This is a genomic window from Chryseobacterium cucumeris, from assembly GCF_001593385.1.
Classification (GTDB): Bacteria; Bacteroidota; Bacteroidia; order Flavobacteriales; family Weeksellaceae; genus Chryseobacterium; species Chryseobacterium cucumeris.
Genome location: NZ_LUVZ01000034.1, coordinates 79,430 through 96,726 on the forward strand (window position 1 = coordinate 79,430; position 17,297 = coordinate 96,726).

13 protein-coding genes are annotated in these 17,297 nt (G+C 35.3%); 2 read left to right on the forward strand and 11 right to left on the reverse strand.

Annotated features, from left to right (window positions below):
- Positions 1-70 precede the first annotated feature (70 nt).
- From uvrA to A1704_RS15540, 5 genes are all read right to left on the reverse strand, one after another.
- Positions 71-2,902, reverse strand: coding sequence for an excinuclease ABC subunit UvrA (gene uvrA, locus A1704_RS15520; RefSeq protein ID WP_062674948.1), 2,832 nt, complete (start codon positions 2,900-2,902; stop codon positions 71-73).
- Positions 2,903-3,191: 289 nt separating this feature from the next.
- Positions 3,192-4,079, reverse strand: a complete 888-nt coding sequence (bla, locus tag A1704_RS15525; RefSeq protein ID WP_062674950.1) for a class A beta-lactamase, subclass A2 — start codon at positions 4,077-4,079, stop codon at positions 3,192-3,194.
- Positions 4,080-4,163: 84 nt separating this feature from the next.
- Positions 4,164-6,047, reverse strand: coding sequence for a type VI secretion system baseplate subunit TssF (locus A1704_RS15530; RefSeq protein WP_062674952.1), 1,884 nt, complete (start codon positions 6,045-6,047; stop codon positions 4,164-4,166).
- Positions 6,048-6,071: 24 nt separating this feature from the next.
- A complete protein-coding gene (locus A1704_RS15535) occupies positions 6,072-6,512 on the reverse strand; it encodes a GPW/gp25 family protein (protein WP_002979175.1) in 441 nt (146 codons plus the stop codon).
- 157 nt (positions 6,513-6,669) lie between these two features.
- Complete coding sequence (locus A1704_RS15540; RefSeq protein WP_062674954.1) at positions 6,670-8,082, reverse strand: APC family permease; 1,413 nt, start codon at positions 8,080-8,082, stop codon at positions 6,670-6,672.
- Positions 8,083-8,224: 142 nt separating this feature from the next.
- On the opposite strand from A1704_RS15540, the gene A1704_RS15545 reads away from it, so the two are divergent.
- Entirely contained in the window at positions 8,225-8,722 is a 498-nt protein-coding gene (locus A1704_RS15545) for a DUF4920 domain-containing protein (protein WP_062674957.1), read from the forward strand.
- Positions 8,723-8,925: 203 nt separating this feature from the next.
- Here the strand turns inward: A1704_RS15545 and A1704_RS15550 are convergent, their stop codons facing one another.
- Entirely contained in the window at positions 8,926-9,330 is a 405-nt protein-coding gene (locus A1704_RS15550) for a hypothetical protein (protein WP_065119654.1), read from the reverse strand.
- Positions 9,331-9,382: 52 nt separating this feature from the next.
- A complete protein-coding gene (locus tag A1704_RS15555; protein WP_062674961.1) occupies positions 9,383-10,492 on the reverse strand; it encodes a M14 family zinc carboxypeptidase in 1,110 nt (369 codons plus the stop codon).
- Between the two features lie 958 nt (positions 10,493-11,450).
- Here A1704_RS15555 and A1704_RS15560 point away from each other — a divergent pair.
- A complete protein-coding gene (locus tag A1704_RS15560; protein ID WP_062674963.1) occupies positions 11,451-11,987 on the forward strand; it encodes a helix-turn-helix domain-containing protein in 537 nt (178 codons plus the stop codon).
- A gap of 445 nt (positions 11,988-12,432) precedes the next feature.
- Here A1704_RS15560 and A1704_RS15565 read toward each other — a convergent pair whose 3' ends face one another.
- The 4 genes from A1704_RS15565 to A1704_RS15580 form a co-directional block, all read right to left on the reverse strand.
- Positions 12,433-13,599, reverse strand: a complete 1,167-nt coding sequence (locus A1704_RS15565; RefSeq protein ID WP_062674965.1) for a proline dehydrogenase family protein — start codon at positions 13,597-13,599, stop codon at positions 12,433-12,435.
- Between the two features lie 63 nt (positions 13,600-13,662).
- Positions 13,663-14,592 (reverse strand): UbiA family prenyltransferase, encoded by a 930-nt coding sequence (locus tag A1704_RS15570; RefSeq protein ID WP_062674967.1) that lies wholly within the window; start codon positions 14,590-14,592, stop codon positions 13,663-13,665.
- 10 nt (positions 14,593-14,602) lie between these two features.
- Complete coding sequence (locus A1704_RS15575) at positions 14,603-15,529, reverse strand: mevalonate kinase family protein (RefSeq protein WP_062674970.1); 927 nt, start codon at positions 15,527-15,529, stop codon at positions 14,603-14,605.
- Between the two features lie 202 nt (positions 15,530-15,731).
- Positions 15,732-17,222 (reverse strand): MFS transporter, encoded by a 1,491-nt coding sequence (locus A1704_RS15580; RefSeq protein WP_062674972.1) that lies wholly within the window; start codon positions 17,220-17,222, stop codon positions 15,732-15,734.
- Between the last annotated feature and the right edge of the window lie 75 nt (positions 17,223-17,297).

The window sequence follows — 17,297 nt, forward strand, 5'->3', positions numbered from 1 at the left end:
CGTTTTTCTCAAAAGTAAATAAAAAAACCACAATCTTCATTGTGGTTTTCCGTAATATATATTTATAATTCTATTCTAATTCCCTCTTCAAAAACTTCCCTGTCAAGCTCTTCTTAGACTTTACAATTTCTTCAGGAGTTCCCTGTGCAACGATCTGTCCGCCGTGTTTTCCTCCTTCAGGTCCTACGTCGATAATATGGTCTGCTAATTTGATGACATCCATATTATGTTCGATGATGATGAATGAGTTTCCAAGTTCTACCAGCTGATTGATGGCATCCATCAGGATTTTTACATCTTCAAAGTGTAGTCCTGTTGTTGGTTCATCAAGGATATAAAGGGTATTTCCGGTTTGTCTTTTTGCTAATTCAGTTGCTAGCTTGATACGTTGCGCTTCACCTCCCGAAAGGGTTGTCGACTGCTGTCCAAGCGTAATATAACCTAAACCTACATCCTGTAATGTTTTTACTTTTGCAAAAATCTTAGGAATTGGCTGGAAGAAATCTACCGCTTCATCAATCGTCATATCCAATACATCAGAGATTGATTTTCCTTTGTAACGGACTTCCAGCGTTTCTCTGTTGAAACGTTTTCCGTTGCAGGTTTCGCAGTGTACGTATACATCCGGAAGGAAATTCATTTCGATTACTTTCAATCCTCCACCCTGACAGGTTTCGCATCTTCCGCCTTTCACATTGAAAGAGAATCTTCCCGGTTTATATCCACGGATTTTACTTTCCGGCAGCTCTGCAAAAAGGTTTCTGATATCGGTAAACATTCCGGTGTAGGTTGCAGGATTCGAACGTGGCGTTCTTCCGATTGGAGTCTGATCTACATCTACAATTTTATCAATATTTTCTAACCCTTCAATCTTTTTGTATGGTAACGGTTCTTGAACCGCTCTGTAGAAATGCTTGTTAAGGATCGGATATAATGTTCCGTTAATCAGAGAAGATTTTCCGCTTCCTGAAATTCCGGTTACTACAACCAGTTTTCCAAGAGGAATATCCAGGGTTACATTTTTAAGATTATTCCCAGTAGCTCCTTTTAAAACAATATTTTTACCGCTTCCAGCTCTTCTTTCTGCCGGAATTTCTATTTTTCTTTTTCCATTAATATATTGAGCCGTGATGGTATCAGCTTTCAAAAGATCTTTTGGTTTTCCCTGCCAAAGAATCTCTCCACCGAATTTTCCTGCTCTCGGACCAATATCCAGCACCTCATCGGCTTCCAGGATCATGTCTTTATCATGTTCTACCACCAATACAGAGTTTCCAATGTCTCTCAGGTTTTTCAGAGAATGGATCAATCTCTCATTATCTCTCTGGTGAAGCCCGATACTTGGTTCATCAAGGATATATAAAACATTCACCAACTGAGATCCGATCTGTGTTGCCAGACGAATTCTCTGCGATTCTCCTCCGGAAAGTGTTTTTGAACTTCTGCTCAAGCTTAAATAATCCAATCCTACATCCAGCAAAAACTGAAGTCTGGTTTCAATTTCTTTTAAGATCTCGTGAGCAATGATTTTATTTTTTTCGGAGAATTTAACTTTAACATCAGCCAGCCAGTCTTTTAAATCCGCTAAGCTTAAAGCATTAACCTCAGCAATGTTCTTTCCATCAATTTTAAAACTTAAGCTTGAAGGCTGAAGACGGGTTCCGTGACATTCAGGGCATATTTCTTCTGTAGTAAAATGTCTTTCCAATAAAACAGCTTCATATGAGTCTCTATCATCAATAATCTCCTCCATGAAAGCAATCAGACCATCGAAACCAATTTTTATTTTTTTGGTAATTCCGGCGTATTTCAGGTCTTTATTAAACTCTTTATGACATCCGTTATAGATATAATCCAATGCTTCTTCAGGAATATCCTGCAATGGCGTTGTTAATCCTAATCCAAAGATCTCAAGAATGTTTTTGATCTGTGACAGAATCCATTTGTTGGACTTGATATCTTCCAACGGCAGTAATCCTCCCTGATTGATAGATAGTTTCGGATTGTCTATAAAGTAATCGGTATTGATTTTTTTAATAGTTCCCAAACCTTTACAATTCGGGCAGCTTCCTTTTGGAGAGTTGAATGAGAAGGTATTGGGTTCCGGCAGTGCCAGAGAGTGTCCTGTTTCCGCATCCATCAGATTTTTGGAAAAATATTCGATATCTGTACTTCCCAATTTCTGAATTCCGATAATTCCTTCTCCCATTTCCATTGCCGTACGCAATGATTTCTCCATTCTTCCTTCTGAAGCATTCTCACCGATGATCCAACGGTCGATAACGATATCGATGTCGTGGGTTTTATAACGGTCAAGTTTTAAATCATATTCAATATCCTGCAGTTCGCCATCAATTCTTGCCTGCCCGTAACCTTTTTTGGCCATCTGAACAAAGAGCTCATGATAATGTCCTTTTCTGGAACGTACCACTGGCGCCAAAAGCATGATTTTCTCTTTTTTATAATTTTCTTTGATGGTTTCAAGGATCTGATCTTCGGTATAGCTTACCAACTTCTGCCCTGTAGACAAAGAGTACGCATCTGAAACTCTTGCATACAAAAGACGTAGAAAGTCATACAGTTCAGTAACGGTTCCGACAGTAGAACGCGGATTTTTATTGGTTGTTTTCTGCTCGATAGCAATAACCGGAGAAAGTCCTTCAATTTTATCTACATCCGGACGCTCCAATCCACCTAAAAACTGACGGGCATAGGCAGAGAATGTTTCGATATAACGACGCTGGCCTTCCGCAAAAATAGTATCGAAAGCCAATGACGATTTTCCACTTCCGGAAAGGCCGGTAATCACGACCAATTCGTTGCGTGGAATTTTTACGTTAATATTTTTCAGGTTGTGTTCACGTGCTCCGTAAACTTCTATATATTCTGTTGATTTGCTCATAATTTGGAGTGACTTTGCCTGAAAATCACAACGTGCAAAAATACGAAATTTTATAGACTTTTTTTGAATATAAATGGGATAAAAGTTTCATAAAAAATTCTTAGGTTTTGTTAAGACACTGAATCCGATGTTATTGAATTTTTCCGGAATGATTTTATATTTTTCACATCATTATCTTTGGGCTGAAGCCAATGGAAGCTCATTTATTAAAAAACAGGCTAAAGCCCGTTTCTATTGATATGATAAAATATATTGAGATTAAAAAGGGTATAATCATAATTACAAATTTTCATTTGCACGTATAGTATTCCCAGACAGCGTGACTGATATCTGAGATGATTTTTTCCGTATCTGCCATTTCTTCTTTAATATTTTTAAGATAAATGGATAAAATCACATGTTTTCCATTTGGAAGTTTTATAATTCCTACATCATTCATTGCAGCGCGTAGATTATTTTCATTTCTTCCGGAAATTCCTGTTCGGTGGGCCAATTCTGTACCTACAGGCAATCCCGCTTTCATCCAGTTAAGCCCTCTTGAAGTTTCTACCATCACCTGATACAGGTATTTTGTAGTTTCTTTTTTCAACACTTTTCCTTTATAGAATTTTTCTAAAAGTTCTGTGGTTGCCAAAGGCGTTGTTGTATTCAGATAACATTTTTCAAACGAGGACATTTCCTTCTCATTTACTTTTATGGTAAAATCTTTAATCCCCTGCTGATTAATAAATTTCTGTACTGTCTCCGTTCCGCCAATGATGTTCAATAAAATGTCACAACCATTATTATCACTGTGGGAAACGGTATATCTTAATAACTGATCTAAGGTAAGATACATATTCCCCTGAGGATATTCTTCCCGGATCGGACTCCAGGTTTCTGATAGCAGATCTTCTTTTTTGATGAAAAACTTTTGATCCAGTTTTAATATACCTTCGTCAACCCGGTTTAAAACAGCTAAGGCAATGTGAAATTTGAAAACACTCAACATTGGAGTTTCTTTATTTCCGTTGATGCTCAGTGTATCTTTATCTTCTATTCCTTTTAAAGATATTCCAACAGTTGCATTTTTTGTAGAGATTATCTGATTAATTTTATTTTTCAGATCTTTAATAGTCTGGCTTTTTAAATGAGCACCAAAGAGGAGGAGAAGTATTAAAAGTGATATTTTTTTCATTGAATTCTGATCTTATTCTGAACATTACATTAAAAATGCCGTAGCGGGTACGGCATTTATTTTTTTAACTTATTTTTATAAGAACTACATATCCTGGAAATCAACATCTTCATTGGTAATCCTTACGATATATTCGATTCCATCAATGGCTTTGGCAATAATCTGATTTCTTATAATATTGGCCATATTTTCCCAATAGGCTCTTCCGTAGAAAGAATAGTTCTGCGGAATGATTTCTACCTCAACAGTTCTTACAAAACCTTCTTTTGGCTTGTTGCTGATCATCGTTCCTCTTCTTACCCTTACTTCTCTTACTTCATCTTTCAGAATCATACGGCAATAGTTTTTAACGTCTTCCAAAGAAATGATCTTATCTCTGGTTGTCAGGGCATATTTATACGCCTGAATACTATCCGTTCCTTTTTGTTCCTCAGCTCCACCTAAGGTTTCGGTAAGCAGTACCACAGTCTGAGATTTCAACTGGTTGGAAAGTTCAGTTCCCGGACGCATATGATTGGCCAGCGTACAGTGTGTTACCCAAAAAGAAGCGTAGGTATGATCAGTTTTTTCCACCGGTTCCATGATTACGTAATTCAGCTCCTGTCTGATATTCCTTTTGGCATTATTTACTTTCTGCACCATGGATTTCATTTTGTCAGACATTTCACTTAAGACTCCTTTTACATTATCTCTGTTCAAAAGGGAAAATGCAGCAATTTCATCTCTTGTCAGTTCCAGAACATTGGCAATCATATCTACTGCATTTCGGCTGGTAAAACGCTCCATTCCTCCTTTTCTTACGGTATACAACCCTTTTTTAAGATCATCGGCCGGGGTGAAAGGAATTTCGGTATATCTTCTGCCGTCACCATCCTGTACCTCATCCACATAAAGAAAATGCTCGCCTTCGTCTGTTACCAAAGGAATATTATTTCCCATGATATCAAGGCTGTATTCTGTTTTTTTCCAACCTCTGTTGTAGATAGGAAAAGCATTCAGTACAAATGAGAAATTATCCAGGATTTCTGCTGAAAACTGTGGTGGAAACTCAAACGTAAGCCACAGATAACTTTTATTATCCAGAAATTTAGTAATTTCTTCTTTTCCAGTCAGGAAATCAAGGTTCTGTGGAAGCTGTCCCGGTTCTGAGAACAGACTTTGAGAGATTCCTGTTACTTCAATAAATTTATGGCGATAGATACTTTTAATATCCTCAATCACCTTATTTCTGATGGATTGTTCTTTGAACATCTGCTCGTAACCATCATTCTGACTTTCTGTAAGATAGCTCAATCCTTCTCTTACAAACAGAGGATTCCCATTACTTGAAACCGTGATATACGGTAATAATTTGTATACGAAATCAAGGTGCTCGAAAGCAGGATTGGAGCAGAATATGCTCAGGTATTTGGGAAAGTTTTCACTTACATATTTGCTTACATCTACCCCTATTGTGATTTTTCTGTAATCTTCAGGTCTTCCCTGAAATCTTGCAATAGGAATTTTGTTGAATCTGTCATCGATGCTGTAGCAGGTATTTCCTACAAACATGATTGAAGTGTGAACTTTATTGATTCTCACATTTCCTACAGGAGTAAAAGGAATGTTCAGCTGCTTGTCTGATTCTGATTTTACCGTGGAAGTCATCTGTTTACGGAAGAAAAATTCCGTGTGTTCCAATAAAATCTCAGAAGACTCATAAGGCTGCGTAAAAGCTACAGAATGAGCCGGAATAGGATGGGTATAAATGGACGGTGTAAGCAGTTTTGCCAGTTTTTCCAATATACGGGCATTCACCGTCTGTATTTCATTATTCGCTTTGAAAACCTCTGTACTGAATGCGTCTATCAACAGTTTTACAAAAGGATCTAAAGACTGTGGACTTCTCAGTCCCCATACCTTTGTTGCATTCTGCAGCATTCTTGCTTTTACAGATTCTTTGGAATAAATATTCTGATCTAAATTCATAATTTTCTTTCGCTGTTAAAAATATTAATCAATAGACATCGGGCTTAGAAACAACTCTGTTGAAAAACTAAAACGTTCTCCTGTTTCTTCCATTTTTGCATTGATGGCAATTCTTACTTTCTTTTTAATTTCGGTGTGTTCTTTAGTATCGTAGCTGTGCTCTACGAATTGTATATGAGCATCAATCTGCGGGTTTACGATTCTTGGTTCATATTCCTGAATCTGTCTTCTTAAGCTTTTGATAAAAACGCTTTCCCAGATGGCACTTGTAACTCCATTATCGAATTCAAGGTTCCAGACATCGTTTCCATAGTTTTCATCATATCTGTTCTCCCCTTTTTTGGTGGTGATCAGCAGCATAATATTGTGGGCAATACTTTCCCCCATATCGCAGGTATCGATACTTCCGCCTTCGGTCATTAAAGTAGACGGTACGAAAGGCATTCTGTAATTTGGTGTATCCATAACTTATTGTTTTTACTTCATGGTCCTGTTTTAAAAACGAAATACCAAATTACACATTTTCGGCAAATAATAATGACAATACTTTAAATATTATTCAAAAACAAGGGCCTTCAAACTGAATTGAAAGCCCCATGAATCTGTTATATTATTTTTTATATTAATTATCCACCTTTTTTCGATTGATAAAATAGTACACAGGAAGTCCCAGCAATACCAAAACAAAACCAGGCCATGTATATTGCTGCTTATAAATAAGCAACAGGATACAGAAACAAGTTCCGATGACAAGGTAAATAACAGGGGTTACAGGATACAGCCATGTCTTATAAGGTCTTTCCAGTTCCGGCTGTTTCATTCTTAAATAAATAACCCCAAAAACTGTAATCATGTAAAACAGAACGATCACGAAAGAGATCATATCCAATAAATTTCCGTACTGCCCGCTCAGACATAGAATTGATGCCCAGATTCCCTGCATCCATAAGGCATTTTCAGGAACTTCATTTTTATTATTTTTTTCTGCTGATTTAAAGAACATTCCGTCTTTTGCCATCGTCTGGAAAACTCTTGCTCCGGCCAGAATCAATCCGTTATTACAACCGAACGTTGAAATCATAACTAATAAAGCAATGATGATCGTTCCTGCACTTCCGAAAATATTCTGGGATGCCGCTACCGCTACTCTATCATTGGCAGCAAATGCAATTCCATCTCTGTCCAGAGCATTTAAGTAGACATAGTTCACCGCGATGTAAAGGATCATTACAGCAGAAGTCCCGTAAATCATTGATTTTACTACATTTTTTTTAGGGTTTTCAATTTCTCCGGAAACAAATGTTACACTTTCCCACGCAACGGAACTGAAAACAGATCCTACCATGGCAGCAGCAATTCCTCCTAAAAGAGTCATTCCTCCAATCGGTTCCCAGCCTTCTTTAAGGAAATTTCCGCTCAAATCTTTTTTAAGGTTATTAAAAGAATCTGTTCCCCAGCTGAAGTTTTCTGCTAAATGAGAAATGTCTACCAATATAAAACCGGCGGCAATCAGTCCCAGTAATGCAATAATTTTGGAACCGGTAAAGATATTCTGAAGAATTTTCCCACTTTCTACACCTCTGGTATTGATGTACGTAAGCAACAGAATCACAGCAATTGCCAGAATCTGTATCCAGGTAATTTTAAATTCACCACTCTGGAAAATAGGGGCAGCATCGTTTAATGAAGGAATCAAATATGCTGTAAATTTACCAAAAGCCATTGCTACGGCAGCAATTGTTCCGGTTTGTATTACGGTAAACAATCCCCATCCGTAAAGGAATCCCATTCTTTTACCAAAGATTTCTTTCAGGTAAGTATATTGCCCTCCGGCTTTCGGAAACAGTGCGGACAGTTCTCCATAACTTATGGCTGCGGCTACTGTCATTATTCCTGTGATCACCCACACCACAATGAGCCAATATCCTGATCCCAGGTTTCGCATCATATCAGCACTTACAATAAAGATCCCGCTTCCGATCATAGATCCCATCACAAGCATGATGGCATCCCATAGTTTCAGTTTTTTTTGCATAGTCAAGTATAGGAGTCAAATATAATCAAATCTGTCTTTGATTTTCAATTTTGTTGAAAATTCATCAAAACACCTGTTTTTTGTCATTTTTTATTCCTTTATGATTCAATTTTAATTAGTATTTTTGAAAAAAATATTAAACATGAAATTTAAAGTTTTATTATTTGCTGCCGCTTTTACAGGCTCTTCATTAGCATTTGCTCAATCCGGACCACCAGAAGGGAAAGCTTTGGTAGGTGATACTTATGGAAGCCAAGTAACTTCATCTGCTGTATCCAAAGCGATCAGCGTAGATAAATTGAATAAGCAGCTTAAAAAAGACAACAAAAAAGTTGAGAATGTATCTATTAAAGGAAAAGTAACTGACGTATGTGACAAAAAAGGTTGCTGGCTTACAATCCAGACAGAAGATAATTCTAAGTTTTTTGTAAAAATGAAAGACTATGCTTTCTTCGTACCTACAGCTTTAAAAGGAAAAAATGTAGTATTGGATGGTAATGCAGAAAGAAAAGTAATTTCTGTAAATGAGCAGAAACATTATGCAGAAGATGCTAAACAGCCACAGTCTGAAATTGATGCCATTACTCAACCTAAAGAAGAGATCAGATTTGTGGCGAATGGAATTAAAGTGGTTAAGTAAGCTTAATTATTGAATAAAATCTATAAAATTAGATTTTGGCTAAAACCGGATGAATATTTTTTAACATTCTATAGGATAAAGCCCATTTCTATTGAATATAAATTTTATTTACTAGTCAAATTCTGAAATCAGATATAAAAATACAAATTCGGCAGGCCTTTAGGCCTGCCGAATTTTTTATAAGATGATATTAACTGATCTTATTATTTACTCAGTTTCTTTTCTTTTTCTGACATTACCGGATAAACAGGTAGAAAATCATACGATGGATAAAACTCTGTCTTGAATCCACCCCAAGCTCCGCTTTCAAAAACCTGATTCACTTCTCTTGTGTATTCAGGTTTAAATCTTAAAGTAATAATCTGTCCTATTCCCATCACAACATTCCAGGATACAATACGGGTGTGACTTTTATTGAGCTTCTGATAAAATTTTTGCTTCATCACTCTTGCCTGGATTGAGTCCACAGGATTTTCCTGCATGTGGCGGAGGATTACGGTCACCATTACACTATCATTTGCTTTATAGGGAATGGCAGACTGATTTTGTGCCATCAAAGGCAATCCCATACTTATCAATAAAATTAAGGTCAGAAAATTTTTCATCATAATAATCCTTATTAATTAATTTAGTAACGGAGATTATCTTTATACCATTGTTTTAATCTTCAATTTTAAATTCTACCACAGCATCCAGTTTAGGATATTTAGTTGCAGAAATAAATTTCTTTCCGGTACAGTCTATTTCCAGCCAGCCTTTCTTTTGTTTTACGTCCCCTGCTTCCATCACAAAAGGAATAAAAGAAATTTCATTCTTTCCTTCTTCTTTGATCTCCCTGTACTGAACGGCAATATCCAAAATACATTCATGCTCTGTATTCAGCTTTACATTTCTGTAAATAACATCATAATGCGTTTCCTGGTTCTCGGGAATTTCAAGGTAAGTTTCCCAGCCTGTAGTATCAGAGTTCAGTTCACTGATTGCTTTTAATGCATAATAAAGAGCAATTGTATAGTATTTTCTTGTTCCTTTCCGGGTATAATCTTCAACAAAGTGCCCGCCTTCAAATAAGATGGTTGGCATTCCTGCTTTGATAAAGTTATCTCCGGTAGAAGTCGGATAAAATTCATCAGAATATCTTCCGATCTGGTTGGGAATCATTTCTTTTAAATGATTGTACACGCTTCCAATGACGGCCATACATTTTTTTCTGTTTTCGGTAACCGTCCGTTCTACATTTTCAGAAGGAGCCAAAAATGAAAGCGTAGCAGGATGAATTCCATCAGTAGTAAAAATGGTTCTCTGCTCATGAAGGTTTAAAGCATAATCGTATTTTTTGGAAGCAGCTGCTTTCTTCAGGAATTTAATCTCTTTACTTGCTTCATTATGAAAATCTCTGTTCAGATCAATATCGGCTGCATTTAATCTGGTCCATCTTTCAGATCCGTCCGGATTCAGCATGAATATAAAATCAAGTTTTATTTTACTGAACAAATCTTCTTTCATTTCGGGAGCTTTATCAAGACTTATCAAAAGGTCAAGCATAGCATGGGTTGCATTGGATTCATTTCCGTGCATTTGTGACCAGGCCAATACCTGAATGTTTCCGGTTCCGATGCTTAACTGATAAATAGGTTTATCTAAATAGGATGTTCCGATCTCCTGAATATAATCACTGAGATTGTCCTGTAGATAAGAAAATAATTTTTCAGGAGAAATATAGCGATTTGAGAAATCGGGGTTTTGTGAATAGATCTGTTCAAAATTCATTGTAGGAATAGTTTACAAGAATCAAATTTAGCCATTTTTAGTCAAAAACTTAAATTAACATTTGTAAATGATAGTAAAATTTACAAATTTACATTTGCCATCTGGTTTTAAAATTGTTTACAAGGTTTAAATTAGAAATTTTTTGAGTTATGAATATAGGTTAACAATTGTAACCTTATTAAACAATAGCGAAAGACAAATTGTCTGTGGATAAAATTGTGGATTGCGAATAATTTAATTCAATATATTTAAAATACTAAAAACCAGTTATTTATAAAATCTATCTCAATTGTTTTTATAACATTACTTTAAGTGATTAAAAGGCTTTAATTCATCATTTAAGAGTTATTTTATTAAACATTTAAATTGTGGATAACCTTGTTGTTTATCGTTGTATACATATGTAAAATCAGTAAACAACCAAACAGATTTCTGAAAATGACTCAAATAACACTTTTTTTAAGAGCTTTAAAATTTGTTGTTTAACAGGACTATTGTTTTTCTTTCAACTTCGCCTAATATAAACTTAAATTAGTATGTTTACATCAGTAATTTACTAATGTAATTATACCAAAAGTACTTTTATATGCTTTACAAAGGGTATTTAGCTATAATTCTGTTTCCGGAAATGATTTAAGTAGTTTAATAATGTATATTCTATTTTTAAGGATATTTAATAGACAAAATAACTCCGTCAATGGATTAAAATTACATTTTTAAACCATTACTTTGGAAGAATATCAGTCTTTTAATAGATATAAATGACCTGTTGAGCGTTGTAACAATAGATTGGATAATAAGCAAATACATTTGTAATTTATGCATAATTATCTGATTTTAAAATAATTAAAAGTATGTTACAAATGTATACAAAAGAAATTTTACTTTATTTACATTTGTATTTTGCATTTGTAAATTTTATTTGTTACATTTGTAAAATAATTAATAGCTTATTTTTATGAGTTTAAATGAAAGAATTTCCAAAATTATAGAGTATTCTCGTCTTACTCCTTCTGAGTTTGCAGATGAGATTGATGTACAGCGTTCGTCTATTTCTCATATCACATCAGGAAGAAACAAACCGTCTCTTGAATTTATCATAAAAATAAAATCCCGTTTCCCGGAACTTCTTTGGGACTGGCTGGTTACCGGTGAAGGTGAGATGCTGAAATCTCAACTTCCCGAATCAGAAACTAGCGAAGGAAATACTGAAGAGGAAAAAATAAAAACAACTCCACTACCCGACCTTTTCACCATGATGAATGACGATGATGAATTTGGAAGTGATGAAACGGAAGCAGAAGCTCCAGCGTCAAGTCCTGGAGAATCGTTTATACCAGCCCAGGATAAAGTTCCGGAAAAAATATCGGATTCTCAGCGATTAGAAAATTCCGACAATCATATTTTAGGTCAACTATTTGGTAATCAGCAAAGTAAAATAAAACGTATCGTTCTCTTCTACGAAAACGGAAAATTCGAAAGTTTTGAGCCTTAAAAAACCTGATCAAAGAAGATGATCAGGTTAAAAAATATTTGAAGAAGAAAACTAAAGCTATTGCTTTATTTTATTTTAAAATTTTTACAGGATACAGTTGATAGAGTTTTTCTTTTTTATGATCATCTGTTCCTATAATTATAGTTTTTACAATTTGGGCTATTTAAAAGGGTAATAGTATTGGATTATTATATGGTTGAGATTCTATTCTAAAACAGAATTATAACAGTAATTGAAATTATTTTTTTTGCATTCGTTTTATGGCTCTATCAAATATAATTATTTAAAATCAAATCAGCAATAAAAATAAAATTATTTTACTATATAATCACAACAACAGACAATTTTTTCGATTATTATTAATTTCTATATTTTCCCAGTCGCTTAATTTCAATAAAAAAGACCCGCAAAACTGCAGGCCTAATATATATTGTGGACAATATTATTATTTCTTTCTTCTTTCCAATTCTTTTTTGATCAGTCCAAGCTCTCTTCCTGTTTGTCCGGCTACAGACGTATTTTCCTGGGCTCTTCTCGTCAAATATGGCACAACATCCTTTACAGGTCCGTATGGAAGATATTTAGCCACATTATAGCCTTTATCAGACAAATAGAAGGTAATATTATCACTCATTCCATAAAGCTGTCCGAAATAAACGTGTGGATTACCGTTTTCCAGAGATTTTGCTTTCATTTTATCCATAATCAGCTCAGAAGAGATTTCGTTATGGGTTCCAAAGAACGCTGAAACCTTATCCAGATGATCCATCACGAAGTCAATTCCTGCATTATAATTTTTATCTGAAGCCTCTTTAGTTGGCTGAATCGGATCTGCATACCCTTTTTCTGCTGCTCTGGCTCTTTCTTTTTCCATATAAGCGCCACGTACGATCTTGTAGCCAATGAAGTAATTTTTCTCTCTTGCTCTTTGAAGGTTGGCTTCCATATACTCCAGTCTTCCGGTTCTGTACATCTGGATGGTATTCCAAACGATAGGCTTCTGCTGGTTATATTTCTCCATCATCTCTTCGCAAAGATGGTCTGCTGCATCCTGCATCCAGGTTTCTTCAGCATCCACCATTACTTTTTTATCATGTTCATGGCAAAGACTGCATACTTCATCAAATCTTTTTACGACTCTTTCCCATTCTTCTTTCTGGCTGGTAGTAAGTTCTGCTCCTTTTCCAACAGCTTCATACAGATCAATTCTTCCGAAAGCAGTAGGTTTAAAAACAATAAAAGGAATTGCCGGATTTCCTACTGAGAATCTTACAATATCCTTAATTTCTTTGCAAACCGCATCAAAGGTTTCCTCATCTTCTTTCCCTTCAATGGAATAATCAAAAATACTTCCAACTCCTCTTTTGAACAGCTGCTTCACCACTTTCATACTCTCTTCACGGGTTTCACCACCACAGAACTGTGCAAATAAGGTATTTTTTACAATTCCGGTTACGAAAGGAAAGTTATTGTGTACTGTGAAATTCAGAACAGATGTTCCAAGGCTTGTAAGAGCTGGCTGTTCAATCATTTTAAACATCCAGTAAGCCTTTCTCAATTGTGCATCAGACTTGTCTGCAAATGCAATTTTAGTATCATTAAAAATGGGCATTCCTATTTATTAAATTTAGTTATGCAAAGGTAATAATAACCTCAGTTTATTTAAAGAATTTTTTTACAATTTATGCTCTATTCCATTTAAAAGCATTGCGATGATTCCAATAAAAACCCAGAAACGTAATATATTCAATGTAAATAAGTTACTTCTTCGGGAAGCATTTAACAGGAGATAAATGCATACGATCATAACAAAAAGCCCTCCGGCAAAATAATAGGCCATAAACCCGGTAATACTGGTTTTTGTAATAATCTTCATTGAAACTACCATGGTAATGATGAGTAAAGAAGTCAGAATAATTTTTGTATTTCTGCTTTTAAAATAATTGGGAATTGTGGTGTATCCGAATGTTTTATCCACACTTCTGGTAAGAGTATCTTTCACAATATCAATACAGAGCAGGATAAGAAACAGAAAGACAGCCATCAGGAAAACCTTTTTGGAAAAGGTTTCGTAATACACCATCATTCCAAAGAACGGATACAGGGTGAGGCTGACAAAAGTGAGATTGTTCAGTATCAGTATTCTGCTCAGTTTATGACTGTAAAACCACATAAAGAACTGATATACCACAAAAAAGGCAAATACATTATGAGAAATCATCCAGGCTACCCCTAAAGAAATAGCACTGAGAGCCAGGTATGCATAGAGAAAATATTTCTGTTTGATGAACCTCTGTAACCTTGTTCTGAAAGGTTTTACCAAATGATCTTTCTCCAGGTCATAGAATTGATTGATAATACCGCCTGCCAGAATCGTAAGGACGGTACAAAAAATAATACCGTGAACTTTAAAATCAAAGACAAATTTTCTGAAAGATTCATCCTGATTGAACAGGAAAAAAGTAGAAACATAAAGAGCAAACGTCAAAAGAGCGGCTACAAAAAAACGTGCTCCGAGGAGAAAGCCCACGAATTGTGAAAATCTGTAAAATAGAGATTTTGAGAGATAATTTTTAGATTGGAAAGGTTCTTTTTCAGAATTCATTCCAATCTATTTAAAATCTGTAAATCACTTCTTTTTGGAAGCCATCAAGCATTTTTTCTGCTTTTGCATAATCTTTGGTAAATCCTAAGATATAGCCGCCTCCACCGCTACCGCACAGTTTCAGATAATAAGCGTTAGAATCCAGACCTTTTTTCCAGATATTAAAAATACTTTCAGGGATCATAGGACGGAAATGTTCATAAGCCCAGTGAGAAAGCTTTTTAAGATTTCTGAAGAAAGGGTTCATGTCTTTTTTAAGGAAAGATTCGATACATGCGTTGTTATAACGGATAAACTCTTCTTTCAGGGTTTTACGGAAACCTTCTGTTTTCATTTTTTCGAAGAAAATCTGGATCATAGGTCCTGTCTCTCCTGTCATTCCGGAATCAATCAGGAAAATGGCTCCTTTTCCTTCTTCACCTTCCGGAATATCTACCCTGTCTAAATTTTCTTTATTTTCGATAAGGATTGGCAGATTCATATAACAGATCAGTGGATCCATTCCTGAACTTTTTCCATGGAAATAGCTTTCCATTTCACCGAAAACAGCTTTTAATTTTTTAAGATTATCTTTTGAAATGTTTTCAGGGTTCAGTTTGCTGACTGAATATTTTTCAAAAATAGCAGCTACCAAAGCCCCGGAACTTCCCACTCCATATCCCTGAGGAATATTGGAATCAAAGAAAAGTCCGTTTGAAATATCATTTTTGAAGCTCTCAATATCCAACTTAAAATCGTCAGAAAGATCGAGTGCTGTAAGAAATTCAGAATATTTCTGCAGATGTCTGTTGGAATTAAGTTCAAATTCAGAACTCAAATCTGAAAATTTCAAAGTTCCTTTATAGAAGCTGTAGGGTACTACAAGCCCCTGGGAATCTTCAATCATTCCATATTCTCCAAACAGGATTATTTTTGCATAAAATAAAGGGTTGGTCATATTGACAATAAATCTTTTTGCAAAGTTAAAAATTATTCCGCTGAATATAAGCAAAATTCAGGCCGAATTGTCTCCTATTTTACTTTCTTCAGTTCTTCTATTAAAAATACGAAAAAAATATGGTAAATAAATTTAATTTCATAAATAAAATTCAATGAATTACCTTGACAAAAAAAGACGTTAAAAATAACGTCTTTTAAAATTATAATGTTTCTCTGTCTTTTCTCATTTTAACGTTCAGGAATCGTATTAAAATTAATCCTGCTCCAAAAAATATGGTCATTGATAAGGCTGCAATACGCATATTATTGAAATGTTCAATCAATGTTGCAAAGATAAATGTTCCGATAATGATGGCAATTTTCTCCAAAACATCATAGAAACTGAAGTAAGTAGTGTTTTCCATTGAGTTTTCAGGAAGTAATTTTGAATATGTGGATCTGGACATTGCCTGAAGGCCACCCATTACCAAACCTACTACAGCTGCTACTCCATAAAACTGATATTCCACTGTAGGATTTTCTTTGTTCAGGAAATAAGCCCAGAGACAAGCTACAATCCAAAGGATGATCGCAATTGAAATAACATTTCTGTTACCAATTCTCTTTGATAACCGTGAGAAAATAACCGCTCCAATGATTGCTTCAATCTGAATCACCAAAAGAGTTCCGATAAGTTTATCCTGAGCAAGATTAATTTCACTTTTTCCAAATAATGTAGCCATCAGGAAAATAGTCTGCATTCCTACACTGTAAAAGAAGAAACTCGAAAGGAAGAATTTCAGATTTCTATCTTTGAAAAGCTCTCCGCCTACTTTAAACAGTTCGTGAAAACTTTCTTTTGCAATATCTTTATAGAAGCTCAGGTTATCTTTAAATACTTCAAAGAAACCACCCTGCTCTTCATGTTTTTTGAAGATATTTTTATAGTTCAGGAGTACTAAATCTTTAGGAAGTTTATCTTTCACATCCCCAAATTGAGGAAGATGTTTGAATGTATATTGAGAAAACCCGAACCACCATGCTCCTGTTAAAAGGAAACTGATTCTTGTAAACAGTAGCTGCTGGGCTGCTCCTTTGGCAAAAACCTGAATCAATACCAAACAGATGACTACTAAAACTACCGAGCCGATATATCCGTAAACATACCCTCTTGCAGAAAGCGCGTCCTGTCTGTCCGGTGTTGCAATATCCGGGAGGAAAGAGTTATAAAAAACTAAACTTCCCCAGAAACCGACACTGGCTGTAATGCTGAATAAAAGTCCCAGAAATACATTATGCATTCCCGTAAACATGGCCAATCCCATACAAGATGTTGCACCAAGATAGCAGAAAAACTGCAGGAAAGACTTTTTGTTTCCTATGGTATCCGCTAATGAAGATAAAAATGGAGACAGCAATACTACGATAAAGAATGATATGGTAAGGGAATACCCATACACCGCATCCGGCTGATATTCTTCGCCAAAAATTTTGATCATATGCCTCACCGGAACATCAATCCATGTTTTTGTTTCCGCTACATATTCTTTTTTCTCGTAAGCGGTGGTCAGGATAGAGTAATAAATGGGGAAAATGGTAGAGGTAATCACCAGGGAATAAACAGAATTTGCCCAGTCATATACAGCCCAGGCTTTCATAATTTTCGGATTATTCTTTATGTTTTTAGGCTGTCGATTCTCAGTTTCAGACATTTCAAATATATATTAGTAGCACAAAAATAGAAAAACTACTGAATATTCTACGGTTTTTAATGTTATTTTGAAAAT

What these genes read in the sequence shown, in the direction of transcription:
- A1704_RS15540 (WP_062674954.1), bottom strand. Translation starts at nt 8,082, where the DNA reads ATGCAAAAAAAACTGAAACTATGGGATGCCATCATGCTTGTGATGGGA.
- A1704_RS15545 (WP_062674957.1), top strand. Translation starts at nt 8,225, where the DNA reads ATGAAATTTAAAGTTTTATTATTTGCTGCCGCTTTTACAGGCTCTTCA.
- A1704_RS15530 (WP_062674952.1), bottom strand. Translation starts at nt 6,047, where the DNA reads ATGAATTTAGATCAGAATATTTATTCCAAAGAATCTGTAAAAGCAAGA.
- A1704_RS15560 (WP_062674963.1), top strand. Translation starts at nt 11,451, where the DNA reads ATGAGTTTAAATGAAAGAATTTCCAAAATTATAGAGTATTCTCGTCTT.
- A1704_RS15580 (WP_062674972.1), bottom strand. Translation starts at nt 17,222, where the DNA reads ATGTCTGAAACTGAGAATCGACAGCCTAAAAACATAAAGAATAATCCG.
- uvrA (WP_062674948.1), bottom strand. Translation starts at nt 2,902, where the DNA reads ATGAGCAAATCAACAGAATATATAGAAGTTTACGGAGCACGTGAACAC.
- A1704_RS15555 (WP_062674961.1), bottom strand. Translation starts at nt 10,492, where the DNA reads ATGAATTTTGAACAGATCTATTCACAAAACCCCGATTTCTCAAATCGC.
- bla (WP_062674950.1), bottom strand. Translation starts at nt 4,079, where the DNA reads ATGAAAAAAATATCACTTTTAATACTTCTCCTCCTCTTTGGTGCTCAT.
- A1704_RS15565 (WP_062674965.1), bottom strand. Translation starts at nt 13,599, where the DNA reads ATGCCCATTTTTAATGATACTAAAATTGCATTTGCAGACAAGTCTGAT.
- A1704_RS15570 (WP_062674967.1), bottom strand. Translation starts at nt 14,592, where the DNA reads ATGAATTCTGAAAAAGAACCTTTCCAATCTAAAAATTATCTCTCAAAA.
- A1704_RS15550 (WP_065119654.1), bottom strand. Translation starts at nt 9,330, where the DNA reads ATGATGAAAAATTTTCTGACCTTAATTTTATTGATAAGTATGGGATTG.
- A1704_RS15575 (WP_062674970.1), bottom strand. Translation starts at nt 15,529, where the DNA reads ATGACCAACCCTTTATTTTATGCAAAAATAATCCTGTTTGGAGAATAT.
- A1704_RS15535 (WP_002979175.1), bottom strand. Translation starts at nt 6,512, where the DNA reads ATGGATACACCAAATTACAGAATGCCTTTCGTACCGTCTACTTTAATG.